Below are 24,473 nucleotides of genomic sequence, written 5' to 3'. Positions count from 1 at the left end.
CTCAAGCAACATCCTTAGCAGTATGCAATTGATCCCAGGCGTTGGCGGTGCTGAGGAACAGCTTGCCGTTTAGCTCCTGCAACAACGTACTATTACGTAGACGATCCATTACCGGCCCCTTCACTTCGGCGAAATGCAGGCCGATACCGCGCCGTTTGGCGCTCTGGTTCAGCTCCGCCAGCGCCATCAGGGCGGTGGTGTCGATCGAATTCACCGCCGACATCACCAGCACCAGGTGGCGCGCGCTCTGATGGGTCGCCAGTTCGCATTCGATGCGCTGGTTGACCGCCTCCACATTGCCGAAGAACAGATTGGCGTCGATGCGCAGCACCAGCAGTTCCGGCTGGGTCTCGGCCGGATAGCGTTCGATATTGCGAAAATGCTCAGTGCCGGCGATGCGGCCCAGCACCGCGATGTGCGGACGGCTGGCGCGCCAGATCAAAGTGCCCATCGACAGCGCCACGCCGATCATCACGCCGGCCTCCACGCCCAGCACCAGCACGCCGAGACAGGTCGCACCCCAAGCCAGCGCGTCGCCACGATCGTACTGCCAGGCGGTGCGCAGGATGCCCATCTCCAGCATGCCCAGCACCGCGACGATGATGGTGGCCGCCAAGACCGGCAGCGGCAGCAGCGCCAGCCAGCCGGTCGGCGCCATCAGCGCACAGGCCAGCAGCACGGCGGTGATCAGGCTGGCCAGCGGCGTGTTGGCGCCGGCCGCGAAGTTGACAGCCGAACGCGACAAGCTGCCCGTCACCGGAAAGCCGCCGGACAGCGCGCTGGCCACATTGGCCGCGCCCAGGCCGATCAATTCGTGATTGCTGACCAGCTTCTCATTGCGCTTCTGCGCCAGCGCCTGCGCGCCGGACATCGACATCAGGAACACGATGAAGCCGATCAGCAGGCCGGGTTGCAGCAAGGGGCGCCAGTGGGCGCTGGACGAAGCGAGATTCAAGTGCGGCAGGCCGGCAGGCACCGTGCCGGTGGTACGCACGCCCATCTCAGCCAGGCCGGTGGTGGACATCAGCAGGATGCCGCCGAGGACCACGGCCATCGGCGCGAGCTTGGCGCCGATATCGGCCGCCACCGGCGGCAGGCCGCACAGTTTCAGCAGCGGCGCGAGATAGAAGCGCGCCAGCACCAGCAGCAGCAGCGAACCGACGCCCAGCGCAGCGCTCGGAAGGTGCACGTGCGGCAGCTGGGCGCCGAGCAGCGTGTGCACCTGGTCGAACGCGATCACGATGGCCGAGCCGACCGTGAAGCCGCTCATCACCGGGCGCGAGAAGAAATTGGCGAGGAAGCCCATGCGCAGCAAGCCGCACAGCAGCAGCACCGCACCCGACACCAGCGCCAGCTGCGCGGCCAGCACACCGGCCAGCGCCGAACCGGCCGGCGCCATCGGGCCTATCACGGCGGCGGTCATCAGCGAGACGATGGCCATCGGGCCGACGGATTGGGTCATGCTGCTGCCGAACAGCGCGTAGACGATGGGCGGAAGAATGCTGGCATAGATGCCAACCACCGGCGACAGTCCGGCCACCAGGGCATAGGCCATGCCCTGCGGGATCATCATCATCGCCACCACCAGCCCGGCACTGATATCGCCGGGGAGCTGGTCACGCCGGTAGAACTTCAACCATTGCAGCATTTCTAATCCAGATGCAGAAAATGGCGACAGTTTACCTTAAATACGAATTCCTTATTAGCTAATGCAAAAATCTTATAAGGCGGCCCGGCCTTTGGCGTCGAGGGTGATGGCGGTCAGGCGGCCGGAGTGGCGGATATTGAGCTTTTGGTGCGGCTTGCCGCGCAATTGGACGCGCTGCACGCGGCATTGTGACCAGTCGAGGTCCACTTCGACGCCGCCACGGGCGCGCACGCCGCGTACCGAGCCTTCTGGCCAGGCTTTCGGCAAGGCCGCCAACAAGTGGATTTCGCCGCCCCATGATTGCACCAGCATTTCCAGGATCGCCGCCGTGCCGCCGAAATTGCCGTCGATCTGGAACGGCGGATGGGCGTCGAACATATTCGGGTAGGTGCGCTCGGGGCCGAGCAGGCCAAGCAAAATCGCGTAGGCGCGCTCGCCCTCGCCCATGCGCGTCCACAAGGCCAGCCGCCATGCGGTGGCCCAACCGGTCGACTTGTCGCCGCGCGTGTTGAGCGTGACCTTGGCGGCGGCGATCAGCGCCGGCGTGTCGCGCACGTTGATTTGCTCGCTCGGGTAGACGCCGTACAGATGCGAGACGTGGCGGTGCTGCTGCTCCGGCGCGCCAGCGTCCCAGTCTTCCAGCCATTCCTGCAACTGCCCTTGCGCGCCGACGCGGTCTGCCGGCAGGCGTGCGCGTTTGGCCGCGAGCTCGCTGGCAAAGGCGGCGTCGCCATCCTTCAACAGTGCGTGCGCCTGTAGCGTCCAGCTAAATAAATCACGGATGATCTGGCGGTCCATCGCCGGACCGGCGCACGTGGCCACGCCTTTGTGATGCTCGTTCTCCGGCGAGATGGACGGCGACGTGACGAGTCCCCTGCCCTGCGGATCCTCCACCAGCGCGTCGACGAAGAACAGCGACGCGCCTTTCAGCAGCGGATAGATGCGGCGCAGCCACGCCTCATCGAGGTTGTATTCGTAGTGATCCCACAAGGCCTGGCATAGCCACGCGCCGCCGCACGGCCACATGCCCCACAGCGGACCATCGATCGGCGCTGCCGCGCGCCACAAGTCGGTATTGTGATGCGCCACCCAGCCGCGCGCGCCGTAGCCTTTGCGGGCCGCGACCGCGCCGGTCACGCTCAAGTCTTCCACCATGCGCAGCAAGGGCTCGACGCATTCGCGCAGGTTGGCCGATTGCGCCGGCCAGTAGTTCATCTGCGTGTTGATGTTGATGGTGTACTTGCCGCCCCACGGCGGATTGGTGCCCTCGTTCCAGAGCCCCTGCAAATTGGCCGGCTGGCTGCCGGGTCGCGAGGACGACAGCAGCAGGTAGCGGCCATACTGCACATACAGCGCCGCCAGGCCGGGATCTGGCTGCTGCTCGGCCACCGCGATGCGCTGGTTGGTCGGGCGAGGATCGGCGGCGCCGGAGCCTATGCGCAGCGACAGGCGGCGGAATAGCTGCTGGTGCGCCTGCACATGGGCGCTGCGTAAGCGCGCATACGGCTTGCGCGCGGCGGCGGCAGTCTGCGTGCGCACCGTTTTCACCGGATCGCCGCTGACGTCGGCGTAGTTGACGTAGCTGGTGGCGGCGGCAACCAGCAGCGTGATGGTGCTGGCGCCGCGCAGTTCAATACGGTCCTCGCGCGCCGTGATGGCGCCATCGCCCAGCGCCTGCACGCGCACCGCGTAACGCAGCGCGGACGGAATGCCGGCGACGGCCACGTTGCGGCCCTCAATCAGCAGCGCATCGCCGCCATCTGGCCGCACAGACAAAGTAGCCGGCCGCTCGGACGTCCGCACCGGTTCGCGGTAATCCCACGGCATCGGCGCGGCCACGGTCGCCGTCTTGGCGCCAGTGTAATCAGTGACGCCGTAATTGGTTTCCATCGGATGGCGATAGCCAAGGTCGAAGTTCATCACGCCGCCGGTGGCAGTCAGGCGCACCACGATCACCTGGTCCGGCGCGCTGGCGAACACCTCGCGCTTGTACTGGATAGCGCCGTTATTGAAGCGCGTCGAGCTGATGGCCGTATCGAGATCCAGCCAGCGGCGGTAAGCCGTGCCTTCCGCAAGGCCCTTGAAATCCAGCAGCAGATCGCCCGCCGCGCCATACGGCATTTGCGTGTTCGGCAGCGCCATCATGGTCGAGGAAATCAGGTCCGCCGCCTGCTTGAACTGCCCTTGGTCGATCAGCGCGCGCACTTGCGGCAGCGCAGCGGCGGACAGCGGATTATTGGGATCATACGGACCGCCGGCAAACAGCGTGTCCTCATTGAGCTGGATGCGCTCCTGCGCGATGCGCCCGAAGCTCATGGCGCCAAGCCGGCCATTCCCGACCGGCAGCGCCTCCACCCACGGCCCGGCGGCCTGCTCATACCATAGCGACAGGCTCTCCTGCGCGCCACGCGTGGTAGCTTGGACGGCGGCGCGCGCCAAACCCGGAAAGGCCATCGCCAATCCGGCCGACATCATAAAACTGCGGCGTGTGGTTTTCATGCCGCACATTCTGCGCGTAGCAGTGCGCCAGCTCAATTACGAAATTTACCAAACCGTCGGCGAAATTGAGTACTCACCCCGGCAGCGAGTCGCGCACGGCTTGCAGCACTTCCTGCGACAAGGCTTCGTCGTCCACCGCGCGCGACAGCACGATGGCGCCGACCATCGCGGCGTAAGTGGCCAATGCTTGCTTGCGCTTTTCGGCGTCGTCCGCGCCCGGCATCAGTTGCTGCAGCACGGCCATCTGGCCGCTGGCGCCCTCGGTCACGGCATGGCGCGCTTTCGGGCCAAGGCGGGCGATGTCCGCACCCAGCGCGGTGACGGAGCAACCTTTTTCCGGATGGTCGCGGTGCTGGACTGTCAGGTAGCCGTCGCCGATTTTGTCCAGCGCCGTAGCGCGGTCTTCGGCAACATAGCCTTCCCAGCGCGCCACCGATTTTTTCAGCGCGTGCGCGGCGGCTTCGGCCAGCAGGTCTTCCTTCGATTCGAAGTGGCCGTAGAAACCACCATGCGTCAGGCCGGCGCCCTTCATCAAATCGGCCACGCCGATGCCGTCATAGCCCTTTTCGCGGAATAGCTTTGCTGCCGTTTCCACGATGCGCTCGCGGTTGAGCGCCACTTGTTCCCTGCTGACTTTCATGCTCGTCTCCCACTTCTACCGTATTGACATTATACATTACGAGCGTAATATATCAAACATTACGACCATCATTAAAGGAAGCCATCATGAAAGCAGTCATCAGCGCCTACGCGCGTTCGCCCTTTCACTTCTCCCGCAAAGGCAAGCTGGCCGAAGTCCGTCCCGACGATCTCGGCGCGCAGGTGGTGAAAGGCCTGATCCAACGTACCGGCATCGATCCGCGCGAACTGGACGACGTCATTCTCGGCTGCGCCTATCCCGAGTCCTCGCAGGGCAACAACCTGGCGCGCATCGTCTCGCTGCTGGCCGGCTTCCCGCATGAAGTCAGCGCCATGACCATCAACCGTTTCTGCGGCTCGTCCATGTCGGCCGTCCACATCGCCGCCGCCAATATCGAGGCCGGGCTGGGCGAGGCTTACCTGTGCGTCGGCGTGGAGTCGATGACGATGGTGCCGCAGGGCGGCTTCAACTTCTCCCCTAACCCGCAGTTGCAGGCCGAAACCGACGCCTACATCAGCATGGGCGACACCGCAGAAAACGTCGCCCGCAAATACGAAGTGTCGCGCGCCGACCAGGAAGTGCTGGCGCTGCAATCGCACCAGAAGGCCGCCGCCGCGCGCGCCGCCGGTTTGCTGAAAGACGAAATCATCCCCATCACTGACAACAAGGGCGAGGTGATCGCGGAAGACGGCTGCATCCGCCCCGGCACCACGCTGGAAGCGCTGGCAGCACTGAAGCCGGTGTTCGATCCGGAACACGGCGTGGTCACCGCCGGCACCTCGTCGCCGCTGACCGATGGCGCATCGGCGGTGCTGGTAACGACCGAGGAATTCGCCCGCAAGCACGGCCTGCAACCAAGCGCGCGCATCGTCTCGATGGCGGCGGTGGGCTGCGATCCAGCGCTGATGGGTATCGGCCCGATTCCGGCCACGCAAAAAGCCCTCAGGCTGGCGGGCCTGAAGGCGGAGGATATCGATGTGGCGGAAATTAACGAGGCCTTCGCCTCGCAGGCACTGGCCTGCGTGCGCGAGCTGGGGATCAAGCCGGAGGCGCTGAATATCGACGGCGGCGGCATGGCCATCGGCCATCCGCTCGGCGCCACCGGCGCGCGCATCACCGGCAAGGCGGCGGCGCTGTTGAAGCGCACCGGCGGCCGCTACGCGCTGGCCGCCCAGTGCATCGGCGGCGGCCAGGGCATCGCCACCATTCTGGAGAAGATCTAAACCGTCGCCAGCTCGATGCAGTTGCGGCCCGCGCGCTTGGCGCGGTGCAGCGCGGTGTCGAGCCGATCGAGCACGGTGGCCGCGCCCTCGTCCGCACCCACCTGCGTGACACCGAGGCTGATGCTGACCGTGGCGCCAAAACCAGCGCCCGGCAGATCCGCTTCGGTGATCGCGGTGCGCAGTTTTTCCGCCAGCCGCACCGCGTCCACCGAAGTGGTGTGGGTGGCGACGATCAGGAATTCTTCGCCGCGCATGCGCGCCAGCGTATCCGAGGTGCGCAGGCGGCCCATCACGGTTTCGGCGACCTTGCGCAGCGCCGGATCGCCAACGGCCGAACCATATAAATCGTTGGCGGAGCGGAAGCTGCCGACGTCGAAGGTCAGCACCGACAGCGGCAGGCCATAGCGGCGCGCGCGGCGAATTTCGTTATCCAGATTGTCTTCGCCGGCGCGGCGGTTGGCGGCGCCGGTGACCGCGTCCACGGTGCTCATCTGCGACAGTTGGCCCGACAGCGCGTCATTCTGATGCTTCAATTCGCTCATACCGAGGCCGAAGCTGACGAACTGCGCCAGACTGGCGAAGCAGGCAAACTGCTCGCGCGAGAAGGTGATGTGACGGTCGAACATCAGGCAGATCGCGCCGATTTCAGGGCCGCCCGGCTCGGCGCGCAGTGGCAGCGCCAGCACCATGCGCACGTTACGGTCATGCAGCTGCATGGCCAGTTCCGGATCGCCCGATTTTTCCGGCGCGTCCAGCAGCACCAATTCGCCGCGCGCCACCGCCATCAGCGGCGGGAAGGTATCGCGCAGCGGCGATTGCAGCAGGCGGTCGCGCCGTTGCAGCAGGCGGCCGAGATCGAGATGATTGCGCGATTCCTGCGCCACCAGTTGCAGGTCGCCGCGCGCTTTCATATGCAGCAGCGAGGTGTGACGCACGCCGGGGAAATTACACAAAGCCAGGCAGATCTGCGACGACATCATGGCGATATTGTCGATGCCGCCCAGTGCGCGCTGCAGGCTGCGCTGCACGCCCAGCAGGTCGCGCAACTCTTTTTCCTTGTCCAGCAATTCCTGCTGCATGGCGGCGGCCAGGTCGTCCGGCTCCGTCAGGCCCCGCTTCACGGCCTGCTGCAGCTCATCGCTCAGGATCGGGCAAATGCGGTAATCGAAGGTGCCGTAGGCCATCAGCTCCGGCAGCCAGGCGCTGTGTTCGTAAGCGCACAGGATCAGGATCGGGGCGCCCGCTCGGCTGCGGATCAGCGCGCCGACGCCGGCCAGTTCATTCAGATGGTCGAACCCGTTCAGGTCGAGGATCAGCAGGCCGGTGTCACGTTTGACCAGCGCAGCGCCGGTGGCGTCCACGTTGTCGCACAGCGACAGCTGGGAAAACATCTCCGCGCAGATAGACTGGAACTCAGCGCGCCGTTCGGCGCTGGGGTTGAAATACACGCCCGTGCTATTCACTCGGCTAACGACGTCCGCCATGATGATACTCCCCACCTTAGTTTCTAATAATTTTGATGTTAAAAATGTCTCGCTCTACTAGTGTGCCATAAAGTTCATAAATAGCAATATTTTTTGCATTAAAGATCAGTTTTTTTCTTCAGGCGTGGTTTGCCTGCATATGTGAGGACACGCACGGTCGTGCGGCCGGCGCACGCCATACTGGTAGTGAACCGCGAGGAGAACCGTCATGCCCAATCTCGATCCCCAATACCCGCATCCGCCGCAGCCGGCCCAGCATCTGGACAAGCCGGGGCTGGAAGCGGACATGCAGCAAAAACCGGAATTTCTCGCACCCGACTATTGCGGAAGCGGCAAGCTTGACGGCATGGCAGCACTGATCACCGGCGGCGATTCCGGCATCGGCCGCGCCGTAGCGGTGCTGTACGCACGCGAAGGCGCGGACGTCGCCATCATCTACCTGAACGAAGACCAGGACGCGGAAGACACCAGGCGCTACGTCGAGGCCGAGGGCCAGGACTGCCTGCTGTTGCGCGGCGACGTGCGCGATGCGGCGTTCTGCCAAAGCGCCGCCCAGCAGGCGCACGAGCGCTTCGGTCGGCTGGACATTTTGGTCAACAACGCCGCCTACCAGCAGCATGCGGACAAGTTGGCCGATATCACCGAAGAGCGCTTCGACCAAACCATGAAAACCAATATCTATGGCTACTTCCACATGGCCAAGGCGGTGGCTCCCTACCTCAAGCGCGGCGCGTCCATCATCAATACTGGCTCGGTGACCGGGCTGGAAGGCTCGGGCCATTTACTGGACTACTCGGCTACCAAAGGCGCGATCCACGCGTTCACCAAGTCGCTGGCTTCCAACCTGATGGAGCAAGGGATCCGCGTCAACGCGGTGGCGCCGGGGCCGGTGTGGACGCCGCTCAACCCCGCCGACGCACCGCCCGAGAAGATCGCGCAGTTCGGCGCCGATACCGACATGAAGCGCCCCGCCCAGCCGCAGGAACTGTCGCCGGCCTATGTGTTCCTGGCCGCGCCCTGCTGCTCCAGCTACATCTCGGGCATCGTGCTGCCGGTGACCGGCTCCGTGGGTGCTTGAATCGTGGCCGCGCGCGCGCTATGGAAAGGGGCGATCAGCTTTGGGCTGGTCTACATTCCGGTCGAGATGTACACGGCCGTGCAGGAGCACGACCTCGATCTGACCATGCTGGATAAGCGCGACTTTTCGCCGGTCGGCTACAAGCGCTATAACAAGAGCACCGGCAAGGAAGTGACGTGGGACGACATCGTCAAAGGCTACGAATACGAGACCGATGAATATGTGGTGCTGTCGGACGAAGACCTGAAGCGCGCCAACGTGGAAGCCACCCAAACCATCGACATCACCGCCTTTGTTGATGCGGCCGAGGTGCCGCTCACGTATTACGAAACGCCCTACTACCTGGCGCCCTCACGCGGCGGCGACAAAGTTTATGCGCTGCTGCGCGAGACCTTGCGCAAGGCCGGCAAGATCGGCATCGCCACGGTGGTGATGCGCACCAAGCAGCACCTGTGCGCGCTGGTGTGCGTCGAGGACAAGATCGTGCTCAATACGCTGCGCTATGCCACCGAGATCCGCGACGCCGAGGAACTCAAGCTGCCGCCCAAGACCTTGAAGGCGGTTGGCATCAGCGACAAGGAGCTGCAGATGGCGCTGTCGCTGGTCGAAGGCATGAGCGCGGAATGGAATCCGGAACAGTATCACGACACCTACAAGGAAGACGTGCTGGCCCTGGTGAAGAAAAAAATCAAGGCCGGCCAGACCAAGACCATCACCGCGCCAGACAAAGAGACTGCCACGCCGAAAGCGTCCAACGTGGTGGATCTGGTGGCGCTGCTGCAGAATAGCCTCGGCAAGCGCGGAGGCAAGGGTGCGGCTGCCAAGGCCAAGCCGGCACCGATCGAGGAAGAGGATGACAACGACGAGGAAGAAGCGAAGCCGAAGGCACGCAGCACTGCGCGCCGCAGCACGTCGACCACGAGCGCCAAGAGCAGCACCAGCACCAAGTCCGCCGCGAAGAGCACAAGCCAGGCAGCAGCCAAGCGCAAGCCTGCTGCCAGCCGCAAGGCCGCTTAGCCCTGCCCGGGCTTGAACTTCATCAGCTTCATGGCGGCGGCCAGGCCTTTGGCTGACTTGGCGTAATCGTCCCACGGCGCGTTGCCGACATCGAGGCGGTCGTGGACGTTGTTGACGTTCCATTGATCGGCGCTCTGCAGGCTATCCAGCTCATCCCAGGTAATTGGCACGGAAATCCCGAGGCCGGGCCGGGTGCGGGCCGACCATGCGCTGACGGTGGTAGCGCCGCGTCCATTGCGCAGGTAGTCGATGAAGATTTTTCCGACGCGGTTGCGCGGCCCGCTCTTCACCACGAAACGCTCCGGGATGGTCTGCGCCATGTGCGCGACGATGGCTTGCGAAAAGGCTTTGACGTCATCCCAGCCATACCCCGGCTTGAGCGGCACCACCACGTGCAGCCCCTTGCCGCCGCTGGTCTTCAGAAAGGCCGGCAGATCAAGCTCGGTGAGAAAGGCACGCATCAGGTGGGCCGCTTCCTTGATCTGGTCCCAGCTGACGTCCTTGCCCGGATCGAGGTCGAAGATCATGCGGTTGGGCTTTTCGTAGCTGCTGCCGCTGGCGTTTTGCGTGTGCAGTTCGACCACGTTCATTTGCGCAGCTGACAGCAAGGCCTCCTCGGTCGGCACTTCCAGCATCGGCGGATGATCGGGATCGAGCGACTGCTTGAACTGCTTCACGCCCGGCATACGGTTGATTTCCGCGTGCTTCTGGAAGAACAGTTCACCGCCCACGCCCTCCGGCGCGCGCACCAGCGATACCGGACGGCCTTTCAGGTGCGGGATCATCAGGTCCGCGACCAGCGCATAGTAGCGTATCAAGGCGATCTTGGTGGCGCCGCTTTGCTTGTCGATGACGCGGTCCGGATTCGTAATCTTCATTGAGGCGAGCGCGGATTGCATGGCGGGTTGCTCCTGTTCGATGTGGACGGGCCTTTCGCGCGTGATGCCGGCGGCGCGCTTGTCCTTGCGCAGGCCCTGGTACACGCCGTGACGGATGGAGCCGGAATGGGTCCATTCGCTGAAGCTGATTTCGGCCACCAGCGTGGGCTTGAGCCAGTGGGCTTTCTTGTCGATGTCGCGGCTGGGCGCGAACGGGCTTTGATCGGCACGGAGCTTGTCCATTTTCGCTTTCAAGTCGCGTAGCGAGGCGGCGTTGAAGCCGCTGCCGACGTTGCCTGCATATTGGAGTTTGCCGTTTTCATCGTAAGTACCCAGCAGGAGCGCGCCAAAACCGCTGCGCGAGCCTTGCGGGTCGGTATAGCCGCCGATGACGAATTCCTGGCGCTGGCCGCATTTGAGTTTGATCCAGCTGCCGCTGCGGCGCGCTGTGTAACGCGAGTCCTTGCGCTTGCCGATGATGCCTTCAAGGCCCATCTGGCAGGCGGCGGCGATCATCTCCTGCGGCGGCGCGCTCAGTGCGGCGCTGAAGCGGACGTTGTCGGTTTCGCGTTTGGCCATGATGTCCTGCAGGACCGCCCGGCGTTCCTCCAGCGGCAGGTCGCGCAGATCGCGGCCCTTGTGGAATGGGATGTCGAACAGGAAGTAGACGATGTCGCCAGGATGGTCTTCGTCGAAGGCGTTTTGCAGCAGGCCGAAGTCTGGACGGCCGTTGTCATCGTGAACCACGATTTCGCCGTCGTACCAGCCGGAGGGCAGCTTGAGGCGCGCCAATTCGGCGCGCAGCGGTTGCAGTTTATGGGTCCAGTCGTTGCCGTTGCGGGTGATCAGGCGGATGTCTTTGCCTTCAATGCGTGACAGCAGCCGGTAGCCGTCAAACTTGATCTCGAACAGCCAATCCTCCGTCGACGCTGGTGGCGCATCCACCAGGGTGGCCAGTTGCGGCGACAGCGTTTCCGGCAGCGCCATCGTTGGCGCAGCGCGTTCGTCGGCTTTTGCAGCCGCAACGCGCGTCACGGCGCCGCGAGCTGCTGGCATCGGCAGCGCCTTGACGCTGTCGGGCATCTCGTCGATCACGCTGAATTCTTCGGCGGGCCGCGCGTACTCGTCATGCTCCTTGATGAGCAGCCACGGCTCCTGCTTCTCGCCCTTGCCCTTCATGCGCACCAGCACCCAGCGGCCGTGCATCTTGTGGCCGTGCAGTTCGAACTTCAGGTTGCCCGCCTTGAGCGCCTTGTGCGGATCATCAAGCGGCAGCCATGTGCCCTTGTCCCAGATGATCACCTTGCCCGCGCCGTACTGCTTGGGCGGTATCGTGCCTTCAAAATCGTTGTAGGAAATCGGATGGTCCTCGACATGCACCGCCATCCGTTTGTCGTGCGTGTCGTAGCTCGGCCCTTTGGGCACGGCCCAGCTCATCATCACACCGTCGAGTTCAAGGCGGAAGTCGTAATGCAGGCGCGTGGCCCAGTGCTTCTGGATCACGAACACACCGGCGCCCTCCTCGCCGCCTTCGGCAGGTTCCGGCGTGACGGCGAAGTTGCGCTTGGCCTTGTAGCTGGTGAGTGAACCTTTCATGCGCCTACTGTAAGCGCGGGCAAGCGCTCATACCGTGCGGTGACGAACATGTAAGCGATTGTAAGGACCGTCAACGGACACAATCCGGCCGGCGTTTTTTGCTCAGAGACGCGGGAATTGTCCCGGGCCCGAAACCTGAAGACTAAAGGATTGAATCATGACTAAAGTAATCGCTACCCTGATCGCCGGCCTGTTCGCTACCGCTGCATTCGCACAGACCCCAGCCCCTGCAGCGCCTGCTGCCGCTAAAGCCGAAGCTAAAGAAACCAAGGCTGCCGTCAAAGCAGAAGCCAAAGAAACCAAGGCCGAGATCAAGGCAGAAGCCAAGACCGCCAAGGTAGAAGCCGACGCCAAGAAAGACGTCGCTGTCGCCAAGGCTGAAGAGAAAGCCGACAAGGCAGACGCTCACGCCAAGGCCACCAAGACCAAAGCCAAGGCCCACGCCAAGGCAGCGAAAGCAGAAGCCGCAGCAACTACCAGCGCCCCTGCTCCTGTCGTCACCAAGTAATGCCGTCGCTCCGGCGAAAGCCGGAGCTCATAAAACGCTTGCTCAGCATGGATTCCGGCCTTCGCCGGAATGACGTGCGAAAAAAACGGGCCGTTTGGCCCGTTTTCATTTACTTCTGCGCCAGCGTGGTTGGCGGCGCATCGCCCCAGCCACCGCCCAGCGCGCGAATCAGCGCCACAGTGGTGACTGCGCGATTGCCGCGCAACTGCACCGCGCTGCGTTCAACCGCAGCCAGGTTGCGCTGCGCGTCCAGCAGATCGAGGTAGCTCGAACGGCCAGCCGTGTACAGCTTCTGCGCCAGGTCGGCCGAGCGGCGTGCCGATACCACGGCATCGTCAATCTGCGCGGTCTGGCCAGCCAAGATGCGCAGGCCCGCCAGGTTGTCTTCCACTTCGGCGAACGCCGTCAGCACGCTTTGACGATAGGTGCCAACCGATTCTTCCAACGCCGCTTCGCTACGCTGGATGTTGGACTTGTTGCGTCCACCATCGATCAGCGGCATCGACAACGCCGCGCCCAGCAACCACGAACGGCTGCTCCACTTGAACACATCCGCCACCGTGTTGGCCGAGGTGCCGCCCGCATTCGCGTTCAGCATCAGCGACGGGAACATGGCCGAACGCGCCACACCGATACGTGCATTCGACGCTTCCATCGAACGCTGTGCAGCGGCGATGTCAGGACGACGTTCCAGCAGCGACGACGGCAGGCCAGCAGGAATCACCGGCAGCAGGGCCGTATCCAACAGCGGGCTGTTACCTGCCGTATAGCTTGCCGCCGGCTTGCCCAGCAGGACCGCCAGCGCATGCTCGGTGGTCGCGCGCTGACGCTGCAGGCCGATAGCTTCTGCTTTGGCGGTCGCCAGCTCGGTCTTGGCGCGCGACAGGTCGAATTCACCAATGTCGCCCAGGTCGAAACGACGCTGGTTGACTTTGACGTTTTCTTCGCGAGTCTGCACCGTGCGGTTCAGCGTTTCCAGCTCGGCGTCGGTGGAGCGCAGACGGAAGTAAGTCTGCGCCACGTCAGCTTGCACGGCCAGCAGCACCGAGCGGTAGTTGGCTTCGACCGAAGCCGCGTCGCCGCGCGCCGCCGCCACGTTGGACGATACGCGGCCGAACAAATCGACCTCGTAACTGGCCGTCAGGTTGGCGTTGAACACCTTGGCCGGCGCCACCGGCGTACCGGCAGGCAGACCCAGTTCCACGTCCGACTGGCGCACGCGCTGCGCACCGGCTGCGATGCCCACTTGCGGAATGCGGTCCGCTTCGGCGATACCGGCAATGGCGCGGGCCTGCTTGACGCGGGCCGCAGCTACCGCGAGGTTGGCATTGGCGCGGGTGGCTTCGTTGATCAGCTCATTCAGGGCTGGATCATTGAAGGCCAGCCACCACTCGCCGCGCGGCTGCGCTTCTGCAGGTTGCGCCTGTTTCCAGGTGCTGCCGTCGGCGGCGATCTTCACCTCCGCCGGCGTTTGAGCTTCCTTGAAGGCGGTCGGCACGTCCATCGCAGGCTGCTTGAATTCCGGTGCAGCGCACGCGGTCATCAGCAAGGCAGCCAGGATAGGCGCGACGCCTTTTGCGATCATATGCAGCTTGTTCATATCAGTGGGTCCCTTCCAGTTTGGCCGGGGCGACATCAGCCGCCACGGCTGGTTTTTTCTCCATGCGCACCGCCAGGGTACGCAGCAGGACGTAGAACACCGGCGTCAGGAACAGGCCGAAGAAGGTCACGCCCAGCATGCCGGCAAACACCGCCACACCCATTGCATGACGCATTTCCGAACCCGCACCGTGCGAGAACACCAGCGGCAGCACGCCCATGATGAATGCGATCGACGTCATCAGGATCGGACGCAGACGCAGGCGGCAAGCTTCCAGCGCGGCTTCCACGATCGAACGGCCATGATGTTCAAGTTCGCGTGCAAATTCCACAATCAGAATCGCATTCTTCGACGCCAGGCCAACCAGCACGAACAGCGCAATCTGCGTGAACACGTTGTTGTCGCCGTGGGTCAGCTTCACACCAATCAGCGCGCACAGGATCGACATCGGCACGATCAGGATCACAGCCAGCGGCAGGGTCCAGCTCTCGTATTGCGCAGCCAGCACCAGGAACACCAGCAGCACGCACAGTGGGAACACGTAAATCATCGTGTTACCGGACAGGATGTCCTGATACACCAGTTCCGTCCATTCGTAGCCAATACCCTTCGGCAGGACTTCGTTGACGATCTTGGTCATCTCGGCCTGTGCTTCGCCCGACGATACGCCAGGAGCCGGTGCGCCGTTGATCTCTGCGGCCACGTAAGCGTTGTAGCGCTGTACGCGATCCGGGCCATAGCTGTCTTTCACGCGCATCAGCGAGGACAGCGGAATCATCTCGCCCTTGTCGTTGCGGACTTTCAGCTGGGCGATGTCTTCTGCGTGCGAACGGAATTGCTGGTCAGCCTGCACACGCACCTGATAGGTACGGCCGAACTGATTGAAGTCGTTCACATACAGCGAACCCAGATTGATCTGCAAGGTCTGGTAGATCGTATTCAGCGGCACGCCCAGTTGCTTGGCCTTGGCGCGGTCGATATCGGCGAACAGCTGCGGCACGTTGATCTGGTAGCTCGAGAAGACGCCGGCCAGTTTCGGGTTCTGCCATGCTTTCATCTGCACCGCTTGCACGGCTTTGTACAGCGCGTCGTAACCGAGGTTGTCGCGGTCTTCGACCATCAGCTTGAAGCCGCCGGTGGTGCCCAGGCCATTGACTGGCGGTGGTGGCAGCACCATCACGAACGCACCTTCAATGGCGCCCATGCGCTTGTTGATTTCAGCGGCAATCGCTTCGGCCGACTCGCTCTTCTTGGTACGCTGGTCGAATGGTTTCAGACCAGTGAACACGATACCTGCGTTAGGCGCGTTGGTGAAGCCGTTGATCGACAGGCCTGGGAAGGAGATCGAGTTCTCCACGCCAGGGATTTCCTTGGCGATGTCCGACATCTTGCGGATCACGGCATCGGTGCGGTCCAGCGAGGCTGCGTCAGGCAGCTGTGCGAAACCGATCAGGTACTGCTTGTCCTGTGCCGGCACGAAGCCCGGTGGCACTACCTTGAACATGAAGCCTGCTGCAACAGCTAGCACGGCGTACACCACCAGCGACGAACCTTTGCGTTTCAACACGCCGGTCACACCGGTTTCATAGCTGTGCGAAGCGCGGTTGAAGAAGCGGTTGAACCAGGCGAAGAAGCCGCCGAAGATCTTGTCCATGCCACGGGTCAGCGCATCTTTCGGTGCGTTGGTTGGCTTCAGCAGGGCCGCAGCCAGTGCTGGCGCCAGGGTCAGCGAGCTGAATGCCGAGATCACGGTCGAAATCGCGATGGTCAGGGCGAACTGCTTGTAGAACTGGCCCGACAGACCCGATACGAAAGCGATCGGCACGAACACGGCGCACAGCACCAGTGCAATCGCGATAATCGGACCACTCACCTCTTTCATCGCCTGGATGGTCGCTTCACGCGGCGCCAGGCCGTCATGAATATTACGCTCGACGTTTTCCACCACCACGATCGCATCATCGACCACGATACCGATGGCCAGCACAAGGCCGAACAGCGACAGCGTGTTGATCGAGAAGCCAAAGCCCAGCATCACGGCGAAGGTACCCACCACCGAGACAGGAACGGCCAGCAGCGGGATCACCGATGCGCGCCAGGTTTGCAGGAACACGATCACCACCAGTGCCACCAGGATGATAGCCTCAACCAGGGTGTGGATCACGGAACGGATCGATTCACGCACGAATTGGGTCGGGTCGTACACAATGCTGTATTCGACGCCTTCCGGGAAATCTTTCGACAGGCGAGCCATCGTCGCACGCACGTCGGACGACAGTTGCAGCGCATTGGCGTTCGGTGCTTCGAAAATTGGGATCGCCACTGCCGACTTGTTGTTCAGCAGCGAGCGCAGTGCGTAGGAGTTCGAACCCATCTCCAGGCGAGCCACGTCCTTCAGCAGCGTTACCGCGCCGTCGGCATTGGTCTTCAGGATGATGTTGCCGAATTCTTCTTCCGACTGCAGACGGCCTTGCGTGTTCACGGTCAGCTGGAAGTCCGCACCCTTGCTCGGCCCCTGGCCGATCACACCGGCAGCCACTTGCACGTTCTGCTCGCGGACGGCGTTCACCACGTCGCCTGCGGTCAGGCCGCGCTGTGCCACTTTCTGCGGATCGAGCCAGACGCGCATGGCGTAGTCGCCCGAACCAAACAGCTGCACCTCACCCATGCCAGGCAGGCGCGCCAGTTGGTCCTTGATGTTCAGCACCGCGTAGTTACGCAGATACAGGTCGTCGTAACGGCCGTTCGGCGAATTCAGGTGGACCACCATCGTCAGGTTAGGCGATGCCTTGACGGTCGTCACGCCGATCTGGCGTACTTCTTCCGGCAGGCGCGGCAGCGCGCGCTGGACGCGGTTCTGCACTTGCGTTTCGGCCTGCTCGACGTTGGTGCCGATCTTGAAGGTGACGGTCAGCGCCAGCGCGCCGTCCGAGGTGTTTTGCGAGGACATGTACAGCATGTTCTCGACGCCGTTGATCTGTTCTTCCAGCGGCGCGGCCACGGTTTCAGCGATGATCTTCGGATTCGCGCCCGGATACTGCGCACGCACCACCACCGACGGCGGCACCACGTCCGGGTACTCCGAGATCGGCAGCTTGAAGATGGAGATCAAGCCGGCGACAAAGATAACGATCGACAGCACCGCCGCGAAGATCGGCTTGTCGACGAAAAATCGAGAGATATTCATTTTAATTATTCCTTGGAGGTGCCGGCTTTTTTGGTATCAGCAACGGCGACTTTCTCTTCTTTTTTGGCCACGTTGGCTGCCAGCGGATCGGAATCCATCGGCACCACGGTCGGGGTCAGCGGAGCGCCGGGACGTACGCGCTGCAGGCCGTTGACGACGATCTTCTCGCCCGGTTTCAGACCATCACGCACCACGCGCAGGCCGTCGACTTGCTGGCCCAGCGTGACCGGACGGTATTCGGCCTTGTTGTCCTTGTCGACCACGAACACGAACTTGCGGTTCTGGTCCGTGTTGACGGCGCGGTCGTTGATCAGGATCGCTTGCTTGGCGCCGGTGCTGCCTTCCAGCTGCACGCGGGCGAACAGGCCAGGCACCAGCACGCCGTCCTTGTTGGCCAGGGTGGCGCGCATGCGCACCGAGCCGCTACGCACGTCCAGCTGATTGTCGACGAATTCCAGTTTGCCTTCATGCGGGAAGCCGGTTTCGTTGGCGAGGCCGATCTTCACGGTGGCCGGCTTGCCTTGATGGGCAGCGGCGCCGACGCGCAGGTAGGTGTCTTCGTCGCCATCGAACGAAGCGTAGATCTGATCCAGCGACACCACGGAGGTCAGCACGGCCGAGGCGTCGACCAGGTTGCCCAGGGTGATTTCCGCTTTCGATACGCGGCCGTTGATCGGCGAGGTCACCTGGGTGTAGCTCAGATTCAGCTTGGCCGCTTCGTACTGTGCTTGTGCGGCGCGGGCGTCGGCGTCCAGCTGCTTGTAGCCCGAGGCCGAAGCGTCGTATTCGCGCTGCGCGATGGCTTTATCGGCCAGCAGTTTTTCGGCGCGGACCAGCTCCACTTTCGCCAGGTCGGCCTTGGCGCGCGCCGAGTTGGCGGCGGCTTCGGCGCGGTTGGCTTCCGCTTGATACGGACGCGGATCGATCACGAACAGCACGTCGCCCTTCTTCACTTGCGAACCGGGCTTGAAGTTGATTGCGGTGATGAAGCCGCCGACGCGCGGACGAATCTGCACTTGCTCGATGGCTTCCAGACGGCCGGAGAACTCCTGCGTCTCAATGATGGTTTTCTCGACCACGGCCGCAGCCGAAATCGGAGGACCGCCCGCACCTGCCGGTGCTTCTGCTGCCTTGCCGGTGGCTTCGCCACAGCCGGAAAGGGCTACTGCGGCCAGGCCCGCCAGCGCCAGAGCGGCGGCCAGCGGCCGGGCTACAGCGGTCATTGATTTAACGTTTTTCATTTTAAATCCTTTTTGTATGAAAATTATTAATAGAAAAGGCGGCACCGGGCGGTCTCAGGGAAAATCGAGAAAACACGGTACTAGCGCCCCGCCGGCAAGCCAGTGGGGACGTGACTCTTTACTGCTTTAGGTTTGGGGAATCCTATGCGGCTGGCGGCGTCTCGGACCGGTCCAGGCCAGCGATGAAGCCGGCGATTTCTCCCAGCGCTTGACATCGACAAGCGCATTCGTTGCGTGCCCCAACATCGTTAAGGGGCGCCGGCTGCATACGCCGGACAGTGGTCTTGACGCCGCACGAAATCAGCTTGGCGCCATATTGTTCCGCTTCGTCGCGCAGCGGGTCATCTTCGGTCGACAGGATCAATGCCTGCGGCAGGTTTTTCAAACGGCTCGATTGCAGCGGCGACGCATACGGGTGGGTGCGGTCGGCGGCATTCGGCAGGTAGCCACGGTAGGCTTTCGCGCAAGCGTCAGCCACGTCCAGCAGCTCCGGCGCGGCCTGCATCTCGCGCATCGAGCAGGTGGTCAGGCCCGGATCCAGCATCGGCATGATCAGGATCTGGCCCGTCAGTGCTGGGCCGCCGCGATCACGCGACATTAATGCCACCACTGCCGCCAGGTTGGCGCCCGCTTCAATACCAGACACCAGCAGCTGCTTGCCGGTCCAGCCCAATTTGGCCTTGTTCTTCTTGGCCCACAACAGTACTGCGTGCGCATCTTCCACCGCCGCCGGGAATGGCTTTTCAGTGGCCAGCGTATAGGCAGAGGCTAGCACGCTGACATGCGGGCTGTCGTCTGCCAAATGGCGCAGGAAGATGTCGGCGTCTTCCAGGTCGCCGCCGACAAAGCCGCCGGCGTGGAAGAAGACCAGCAGCGTGTCGCGCTTGTTGCCCGCTTCGCCGCTGGTGTAGAGACGCGCCGCCAAGGGACCTTCCGCACCTTTGACTTCAAGACTGCGGATTTTCAGTTGGTCCGACAGTGTCGGCAGCTTCTCTGCTGGGTTGTTCATTGTTGCACCGTGCCCGATTCGTTGGAGGACAACATGGTAACAGGATCGCATTTGATCTCGTCACCGCTGGCTACCAGCGTGAGGGCGCGTACGCCATGAACTTCCGCTTGCGCGGTTTGTGAATAGGCGTCGGTGTATACCACGCCTGCCAGTGCCACCGACGTCACCGCCAGTGCCATCGTTGCGAAAAATGCATCCCGATATTTCATGATAAGTCCTCCTTTCTTCATCTTTTGCTTTGTGCAGTACAGCAATCTTAAACTTGTTCTACAATCCGATAAATACGACAAAGATGAATTGATTGTTCAGAATCCCGAACAATGAGGATGAAAGATGAATAAACTTCAAGCGATGGAAGTGTTTGTGCAGGTGGTGGACGCCGGCGGCTTCACGCGCGCGTCGGAAAACATGAAACTGCCGAAGGCCACGGTGTCGACCCTGATCCAGTCGCTGGAGGCCTCGCTGTCGGCCAAGCTGCTGCACCGGACCACCCGCCACGTCAGCGTGACGGCGGACGGCGCCGCCTATTATGAACGCTGTTTGCGGATTTTGTCGGACGTGCGCGAGGCGGAGGAATCGCTGTCGCGCACCCGGCTCAGTCCTTCCGGCCGGCTGCGCGTCGATGCGCCGACCGGCCTGGCCAGCGAGGTGATCGTCCCCGCCCTGCCCGATTTTTTCGAGCGCTATCCGGACATTCAACTGGAGCTGGGCGCCAGCGACCGCACGGTGGACCTGGTCGAGGAAGGCGTGGACTGCGCGGTGCGCGGCGGCCAGCTGGGCGATTCCAGCCTGATCGCGCGGCGGGTCGGCATCCTGCACTTTGTCACCTGCGCCACGCCAGGCTATCTGGAGCGCTTTGGCCGTCCCGCTCATCCGAACGATTTGCTGCGCCATCGCTGCGTGAACTATTTTTCCTCGCGTACCGGTAAAATCTTCGACTGGGATTTCACCCGCGACGGCGAGCGTGTGCAGGTCGCCCTGCCCGGCCTGATCGCAGTGAACGACACCAACTCCTACACGGCGGCGGGACTGGCGGGACTGGGTATCGTGCAGATGCCGAACTTCCTGTTGGAGCCCATGATTAAAGACGGCCTGTTTGAGACGATACTCGACGACTGGATCAGCGACGCGCTGCCGGTGCACGTGGTGTACCCGCAGAACCGCCACCTGTCGGCCAAGGTGCGCGTGTTCGTTGAGTGGATCGCCGAACTGTTTTCGAATCACCCGGCGATGCGCCTGCCGAAAGGGCCAGCGCGCACGCCATCGATGGAGATAACCATATGACCCAACGCATCGTTTTCCTTGACCGCGACAGCGTGATCGCCAACGTGCGCAAGCCGTCGTTTGCGCATGAGTGGACCGAGTATCCGGCCACGCGCGCTGGCGAGGCCGTGCAGCGCCTGCGCGATGCGCGCGCCACCATCTGCATCACCAATAAAGTGCCCCTGTCGGCCGACGATCTGGCGCAGCTGCCGGATCTGAAGATGATCGCGGTGGCGGCGACCGGCACCAACATCATCGACCTGCAGGCGGCTGCGCAGCGCGGCATCGTGGTGTCCAACATCCGCAACTACGCGGTGCACACGCTGCCCGAGCATACGTTTGCGTTGATCCTTGCACTGCGCCGCCAGCTGATTGCGTACCGCGCCGATATCGAAGCCGGCTTGTGGCAGAAGTCCGAGCGATTCTGCCTGTTCGGCCACCCGATCTCCGATCTGGCCGGCAGCCGTCTGGGCCTGTTCGGCTACGGCGCGCTGGGCAAGGCGACGGCGCAGATCGCGCGCGCGTTCGGCATGGAGGTCATCGTGCACAATCGCTCGCCGCTGCCGGATGCCGCCGCCGACGGCGTGCGCGAAGCCAGCTTCGACGAAGTGCTTGAAACCTCAGACGTCATCAGCCTGCACCTGCCGCTGACGGACAAGACGCGCAATATGATCAGCGCCAAAGAGCTGATCCGCATGAAGCGCAACGCCCTGCTGATCAACACCGCGCGCGGCGGACTGGTGGACGAAGTGGCGCTGGCCGATGCGCTGCACGCTGGCGTGATCGCCGGCGCAGGCTTCGACGTTTTACCCGTCGAGCCGCCGCCGCCCGACAACGTGCTGCTCAACCTGCGCCTCCCCAATTTCATCCTGACGCCGCATTCGGCGTGGGCCAGCACGCAAGCCATGCAAACACTGGTGGACCAACTCATCGACAACGTCGAAGCCTGGCACGCCGGCGCGCCGCGCAATGTGGTGACGCCATGAAGCGCCTGGTACTGGTGCTGATCGCGGCATTGCTAGGCGGCATTGCGCACGCGGCGCCGCCGGCCGGACAAGACGCCCTCGCCGGCCCGCAAGTCAAGGTCGATGTCGGTGGGCGCAAGCTCAATCTGTACTGCACCGGCAAGGGCTCGCCGACAGTATTGTTCGAGGCCGACGCCGGCCGTGCGGGATGGGATTGGTCGGCGGTGCTGCCGGAAGTAGCACAGCGCACGCGCGCTTGCGTGTACGACCGCGCCGGCCTCGGTTCCAGCGATCCGATCATCCGCGCAGCGACGGTGGCCAATGCCAGCAAGGATCTCAACTTCCTGATCAAGAACGCCCGCATGGAAGGCCCGTTCGTGCTGGTGGGCGCCGGCTACGGCGCGATGGTGGCGCAGCACTTTGCATTGCGCTCGCGCGGCGCCAGCGTCAGCGGACTGGTACTGGTGGATGCGATGCATGAAGATGCGCTGCCTGCTGACCGCGCAGCCAAACTCGATGCAGTAGTCGCCTGCCTGAACGCGGCCGAACAAGGCAAGCCGGGCGCCGGCTGCAGCTACCCTGCATCAAGCATCAACGGCGACATCGGCCCGGCATTGGCGGCAGCCCAGGCGGCGCAAACCAACAAGCTGACTTACTGGCGCGCCCGCGCCTCGGAACTGGATAGTCTGGACACCAGCGCCGATCAACTGCGCAAGGCCCGCAAGCCATTCGGCGACATCCGCGTGATGGAAGTGCCACAAGCAGAACCGGCAGCAATCACCACCGCCGTGCTGCAAATGCTGGAAGCCCGCTAATTCAGCTTGTCCACCACGAGATGGTGGGCATCATCGAATACCCACACCGGCTCGTAGTCGACTTCAAACAAGTGGCCGTCCGGATCCTTGAAGTAGCCGGCGATACCCCAGTGGGTGCGGGTCGCCGGCTTGACGATGACGCCGCCCGCCGCCTCGGCTTGCGCCAGGATGCGCGGCACGTCTTCCGGCTTGCGCGCCATGTGGATCAAGGCGACGCCGGAGAAGCCTGCCTTGTCGCCGCTTGGCTCCAGCGCATCCTTGGCCAGGTCGCTGCGGTTGATCAGGCTGATGGCGTAGCCGCCCATATTGAATTTAACGAAACCGTCGCTGCTGGTCGGCGAGCGCTTCCAGCCCAGCGCTTCATAAAACCGCGCCGAGTTCGCTACGTCGTTCACGCCCAGCAGCACCATGTGCATGCGCTGGCTTGGCGCCAGCGTTTCGGCAAAAATATAGGTATGGCCTAGGGCTTGGTCCAGCATCAGAAAGTCCCCGGTAAAAGAATGTTTTTATCGACCTGGCGCACATCGCGCAGGCCGCAGAAGGCCATCGTCAAATCCAGTTCATTGCGGATGATATCAAGGCATTTGCTCACGCCCTGCTGGCCCATCGCACCGAGGCCATACAGGAACGGGCGGCCGATGTAGACGCCTTTGGCGCCCAGCGCCAGAGCCTTGATCACGTCCTGTCCTGAGCGGATGCCGCCGTCCATGTGGACTTCGATCTGCTTGCCGACCGCCTCGGCGATGCGCGGCAGCGCGCCGATCGAGGACTCGGCACCATCGAGCTGGCGGCCGCCGTGGTTGGAGACAATCAGCGCATCGGCGCCGCTTTCCACGCACAGGCGCGCGTCTTCCTCATCCATGATGCCCTTGATAATCAGCTTGCCGCCCCAGCGCTGCTTGATCCATTCCACATCCTTCCACGACAGGCTGAGGTCAAACTGCTGCGAAGTCCACGACGACAGCGAGGACATGTCCGACACCGACTTGGCGTGGCCGACGATGTTGCCGAAGCTGCGGCGCTGGGTGCCCAGCATGCCGAGGCACCAGCGCGGCTTGGTGGCGAGGTCGATCAGGTTGGCGACGGTCATCTTGGGCGGCGCGGACAGGCCGTTGCGCAAATCCTTGTGGCGCTGGCCGAGCACTTGCAGGTCCAGCGTCAGCACCAGCGCCGAACAGTTGGCGGCCTTGGCGCGGTCGATCAGGCGGTTGATGAAATCGCGGTCCTTCATCACGTACAGCTGGAACCAGAACGGCTTGCTGGTGTGGGCGGCAATGTCTTCGATCGAGCATATGCTCATGGTCGACAGGGTGAACGGCACGCCGAATTTCTCCGCTGCCTTGGCGGCGAGGATTTCACCGTCGGCGTGCTGCATGCCGGTCAGCCCGGTGGGCGCGAGGGCGACCGGCATGGCGACGTCCTGGCCGATCATGGTGCTGGCGAGCGAACGGTTCTCGAGGTTGACGGCGACGCGCTGGCGGAATTTGATCCTGGCGAAGTCTTCGTTGTTGGCGCGGTAGGTGGACTCGGTCCATGAGCCGGCATCAGCGTAATCGTAAAACATGCGCGGCACGCGCTTCTTGGCCAGCACCCGCAGGTCTTCAATATTGGTGATGATGGTCATGCCGTCTCCCAGTGTAATGATCGACAGATCATCGGGCATTTTTAAGAAAATGCCAATAGGGATGTGTGCGGCGAACCGGCTAGCCCAAATGCATGTACAGCTCGAAGAAGATCAATAACAGGATATTTTGCAATGTAAGGACGGAGATGCCGAAAGTAATCATCCAGTTGCGCGTATCCTGTTTCTCGCGCTCCAGCT

General features: G+C 62.9%; 19 protein-coding genes. 7 read left to right on the top strand and 12 right to left on the bottom strand.

Going from position 1 to position 24,473, the window contains the following annotated elements:
- Position 1 precedes the first annotated feature (1 nt).
- The 3 genes from BMZ70_RS02835 to BMZ70_RS02825 form a co-directional block, all read right to left on the bottom strand.
- Positions 2–1,648 carry a SulP family inorganic anion transporter gene (locus BMZ70_RS02835; protein ID WP_092269628.1) on the bottom strand — a complete coding sequence of 549 codons (1,647 nt, stop codon included), beginning with the start codon at positions 1,646–1,648 and terminating at the stop codon, positions 2–4.
- 72 nt (positions 1,649–1,720) lie between these two features.
- Positions 1,721–4,147 (bottom strand): glycoside hydrolase family 95 protein, encoded by a 2,427-nt coding sequence (locus BMZ70_RS02830; protein WP_207231527.1) that lies wholly within the window; start codon positions 4,145–4,147, stop codon positions 1,721–1,723.
- 73 nt (positions 4,148–4,220) lie between these two features.
- Positions 4,221–4,787, bottom strand: a complete 567-nt coding sequence (locus BMZ70_RS02825) for a TetR/AcrR family transcriptional regulator (RefSeq protein ID WP_092269622.1) — start codon at positions 4,785–4,787, stop codon at positions 4,221–4,223.
- Between the two features lie 86 nt (positions 4,788–4,873).
- Here BMZ70_RS02825 and BMZ70_RS02820 point away from each other — a divergent pair, with 86 nt between their 5' ends.
- Complete coding sequence (locus tag BMZ70_RS02820) at positions 4,874–6,010, top strand: thiolase family protein (RefSeq protein ID WP_092269619.1); 1,137 nt, start codon at positions 4,874–4,876, stop codon at positions 6,008–6,010.
- On the opposite strand, the gene BMZ70_RS02815 is transcribed toward BMZ70_RS02820, so the two are convergent.
- On the bottom strand, positions 6,007–7,494 hold the full coding sequence (locus tag BMZ70_RS02815) for a GGDEF domain-containing protein (protein WP_229205266.1): 1,488 nt from the start codon (positions 7,492–7,494) through the stop codon (positions 6,007–6,009). The two genes, BMZ70_RS02820 and BMZ70_RS02815, sit on opposite strands and share 4 nt — an antisense overlap.
- Before the next feature lie 208 nt (positions 7,495–7,702).
- On the opposite strand from BMZ70_RS02815, the gene BMZ70_RS02810 reads away from it, so the two are divergent.
- Together BMZ70_RS02810 and BMZ70_RS02805 are read left to right on the top strand one after the other, a co-directional pair.
- A complete protein-coding gene (locus BMZ70_RS02810) occupies positions 7,703–8,572 on the top strand; it encodes an SDR family oxidoreductase (protein ID WP_092269616.1) in 870 nt (289 codons plus the stop codon).
- A gap of 3 nt (positions 8,573–8,575) precedes the next feature.
- Complete coding sequence (locus tag BMZ70_RS02805) at positions 8,576–9,589, top strand: non-homologous end joining protein Ku (RefSeq protein WP_092269614.1); 1,014 nt, start codon at positions 8,576–8,578, stop codon at positions 9,587–9,589.
- Here the strand turns inward: BMZ70_RS02805 and ligD are convergent.
- On the bottom strand, positions 9,586–12,063 hold the full coding sequence (gene ligD / locus BMZ70_RS02800) for a DNA ligase D (RefSeq protein ID WP_092269611.1): 2,478 nt from the start codon (positions 12,061–12,063) through the stop codon (positions 9,586–9,588). The genes BMZ70_RS02805 and ligD overlap by 4 nt on opposite strands.
- A gap of 157 nt (positions 12,064–12,220) precedes the next feature.
- Between ligD and BMZ70_RS02795 the strand changes: the two genes are divergently transcribed.
- On the top strand, positions 12,221–12,571 hold the full coding sequence (locus BMZ70_RS02795) for a hypothetical protein (protein WP_092269608.1): 351 nt from the start codon (positions 12,221–12,223) through the stop codon (positions 12,569–12,571).
- A 109-nt stretch (positions 12,572–12,680) separates the two neighbouring features.
- Here BMZ70_RS02795 and BMZ70_RS02790 read toward each other — a convergent pair whose 3' ends face one another.
- The 5 genes from BMZ70_RS02790 to BMZ70_RS02770 all read right to left on the bottom strand — a co-directional run bounded on the left by BMZ70_RS02790 (position 12,681) and on the right by BMZ70_RS02770 (position 19,817).
- Entirely contained in the window at positions 12,681–14,171 is a 1,491-nt protein-coding gene (locus BMZ70_RS02790) for an efflux transporter outer membrane subunit (protein WP_092269606.1), read from the bottom strand.
- Between the two features lies 1 nt (position 14,172).
- On the bottom strand, positions 14,173–17,358 hold the full coding sequence (locus tag BMZ70_RS02785; protein ID WP_092269603.1) for an efflux RND transporter permease subunit: 3,186 nt from the start codon (positions 17,356–17,358) through the stop codon (positions 14,173–14,175).
- Between the two features lie 5 nt (positions 17,359–17,363).
- A complete protein-coding gene (locus tag BMZ70_RS02780; protein ID WP_092269600.1) occupies positions 17,364–18,599 on the bottom strand; it encodes an efflux RND transporter periplasmic adaptor subunit in 1,236 nt (411 codons plus the stop codon).
- Between the two features lie 142 nt (positions 18,600–18,741).
- Positions 18,742–19,608 (bottom strand): alpha/beta hydrolase, encoded by an 867-nt coding sequence (locus BMZ70_RS02775; protein ID WP_092269597.1) that lies wholly within the window; start codon positions 19,606–19,608, stop codon positions 18,742–18,744.
- Positions 19,605–19,817 (bottom strand): hypothetical protein, encoded by a 213-nt coding sequence (locus tag BMZ70_RS02770; RefSeq protein WP_092269593.1) that lies wholly within the window; start codon positions 19,815–19,817, stop codon positions 19,605–19,607. The genes BMZ70_RS02775 and BMZ70_RS02770 overlap by 4 nt, the downstream gene beginning before the upstream one ends.
- A gap of 124 nt (positions 19,818–19,941) precedes the next feature.
- On the opposite strand from BMZ70_RS02770, the gene BMZ70_RS02765 reads away from it, so the two are divergent.
- From BMZ70_RS02765 to BMZ70_RS02755, 3 genes are read left to right on the top strand one after another with little or no spacing between them, the layout of a single operon-like run.
- Entirely contained in the window at positions 19,942–20,892 is a 951-nt protein-coding gene (locus tag BMZ70_RS02765; RefSeq protein ID WP_092269590.1) for a LysR family transcriptional regulator, read from the top strand.
- Positions 20,889–21,857, top strand: a complete 969-nt coding sequence (locus tag BMZ70_RS02760) for a D-2-hydroxyacid dehydrogenase (protein ID WP_092269588.1) — start codon at positions 20,889–20,891, stop codon at positions 21,855–21,857. The genes BMZ70_RS02765 and BMZ70_RS02760 overlap by 4 nt, the downstream gene beginning before the upstream one ends.
- On the top strand, positions 21,854–22,651 hold the full coding sequence (locus BMZ70_RS02755; RefSeq protein WP_092269585.1) for an alpha/beta fold hydrolase: 798 nt from the start codon (positions 21,854–21,856) through the stop codon (positions 22,649–22,651). Before BMZ70_RS02760 ends, BMZ70_RS02755 begins: the two co-directional genes overlap by 4 nt.
- On the opposite strand, the gene BMZ70_RS02750 is transcribed toward BMZ70_RS02755, so the two are convergent.
- Positions 22,648–23,130 carry a VOC family protein gene (locus BMZ70_RS02750; RefSeq protein WP_207231528.1) on the bottom strand — a complete coding sequence of 161 codons (483 nt, stop codon included), beginning with the start codon at positions 23,128–23,130 and terminating at the stop codon, positions 22,648–22,650. The two genes, BMZ70_RS02755 and BMZ70_RS02750, sit on opposite strands and share 4 nt — an antisense overlap.
- Positions 23,130–24,275, bottom strand: coding sequence for an alpha-hydroxy acid oxidase (locus BMZ70_RS02745; protein ID WP_092269582.1), 1,146 nt, complete (start codon positions 24,273–24,275; stop codon positions 23,130–23,132). Before BMZ70_RS02745 ends, BMZ70_RS02750 begins: the two co-directional genes overlap by 1 nt.
- Positions 24,276–24,473: the final 198 nt, after the last annotated feature.

Source organism: Duganella sp. CF402, from assembly GCF_900109645.1.
GTDB lineage: Bacteria > Pseudomonadota > Gammaproteobacteria > Burkholderiales > Burkholderiaceae_D > Rugamonas.
This window is presented reverse-complemented; position numbering and strand designations above follow the sequence as displayed.

What these genes read in the sequence shown, in the direction of transcription:
- BMZ70_RS02835 (WP_092269628.1), bottom strand. Translation starts at nt 1,648, where the DNA reads ATGCTGCAATGGTTGAAGTTCTACCGGCGTGACCAGCTCCCCGGCGAT.
- BMZ70_RS02830 (WP_207231527.1), bottom strand. Translation starts at nt 4,147, where the DNA reads ATGAAAACCACACGCCGCAGTTTTATGATGTCGGCCGGATTGGCGATG.
- BMZ70_RS02825 (WP_092269622.1), bottom strand. Translation starts at nt 4,787, where the DNA reads ATGAAAGTCAGCAGGGAACAAGTGGCGCTCAACCGCGAGCGCATCGTG.
- BMZ70_RS02820 (WP_092269619.1), top strand. Translation starts at nt 4,874, where the DNA reads ATGAAAGCAGTCATCAGCGCCTACGCGCGTTCGCCCTTTCACTTCTCC.
- BMZ70_RS02815 (WP_229205266.1), bottom strand. Translation starts at nt 7,494, where the DNA reads ATGGCGGACGTCGTTAGCCGAGTGAATAGCACGGGCGTGTATTTCAAC.
- BMZ70_RS02810 (WP_092269616.1), top strand. Translation starts at nt 7,703, where the DNA reads ATGCCCAATCTCGATCCCCAATACCCGCATCCGCCGCAGCCGGCCCAG.
- ligD (WP_092269611.1), bottom strand. Translation starts at nt 12,063, where the DNA reads ATGAAAGGTTCACTCACCAGCTACAAGGCCAAGCGCAACTTCGCCGTC.
- BMZ70_RS02795 (WP_092269608.1), top strand. Translation starts at nt 12,221, where the DNA reads ATGACTAAAGTAATCGCTACCCTGATCGCCGGCCTGTTCGCTACCGCT.
- BMZ70_RS02790 (WP_092269606.1), bottom strand. Translation starts at nt 14,171, where the DNA reads ATGAACAAGCTGCATATGATCGCAAAAGGCGTCGCGCCTATCCTGGCT.
- BMZ70_RS02785 (WP_092269603.1), bottom strand. Translation starts at nt 17,358, where the DNA reads ATGAATATCTCTCGATTTTTCGTCGACAAGCCGATCTTCGCGGCGGTG.
- BMZ70_RS02780 (WP_092269600.1), bottom strand. Translation starts at nt 18,599, where the DNA reads ATGAAAAACGTTAAATCAATGACCGCTGTAGCCCGGCCGCTGGCCGCC.
- BMZ70_RS02775 (WP_092269597.1), bottom strand. Translation starts at nt 19,608, where the DNA reads ATGAACAACCCAGCAGAGAAGCTGCCGACACTGTCGGACCAACTGAAA.
- BMZ70_RS02770 (WP_092269593.1), bottom strand. Translation starts at nt 19,817, where the DNA reads ATGAAATATCGGGATGCATTTTTCGCAACGATGGCACTGGCGGTGACG.
- BMZ70_RS02765 (WP_092269590.1), top strand. Translation starts at nt 19,942, where the DNA reads ATGAATAAACTTCAAGCGATGGAAGTGTTTGTGCAGGTGGTGGACGCC.
- BMZ70_RS02760 (WP_092269588.1), top strand. Translation starts at nt 20,889, where the DNA reads ATGACCCAACGCATCGTTTTCCTTGACCGCGACAGCGTGATCGCCAAC.
- BMZ70_RS02755 (WP_092269585.1), top strand. Translation starts at nt 21,854, where the DNA reads ATGAAGCGCCTGGTACTGGTGCTGATCGCGGCATTGCTAGGCGGCATT.
- BMZ70_RS02750 (WP_207231528.1), bottom strand. Translation starts at nt 23,130, where the DNA reads ATGCTGGACCAAGCCCTAGGCCATACCTATATTTTTGCCGAAACGCTG.
- BMZ70_RS02745 (WP_092269582.1), bottom strand. Translation starts at nt 24,275, where the DNA reads ATGACCATCATCACCAATATTGAAGACCTGCGGGTGCTGGCCAAGAAG.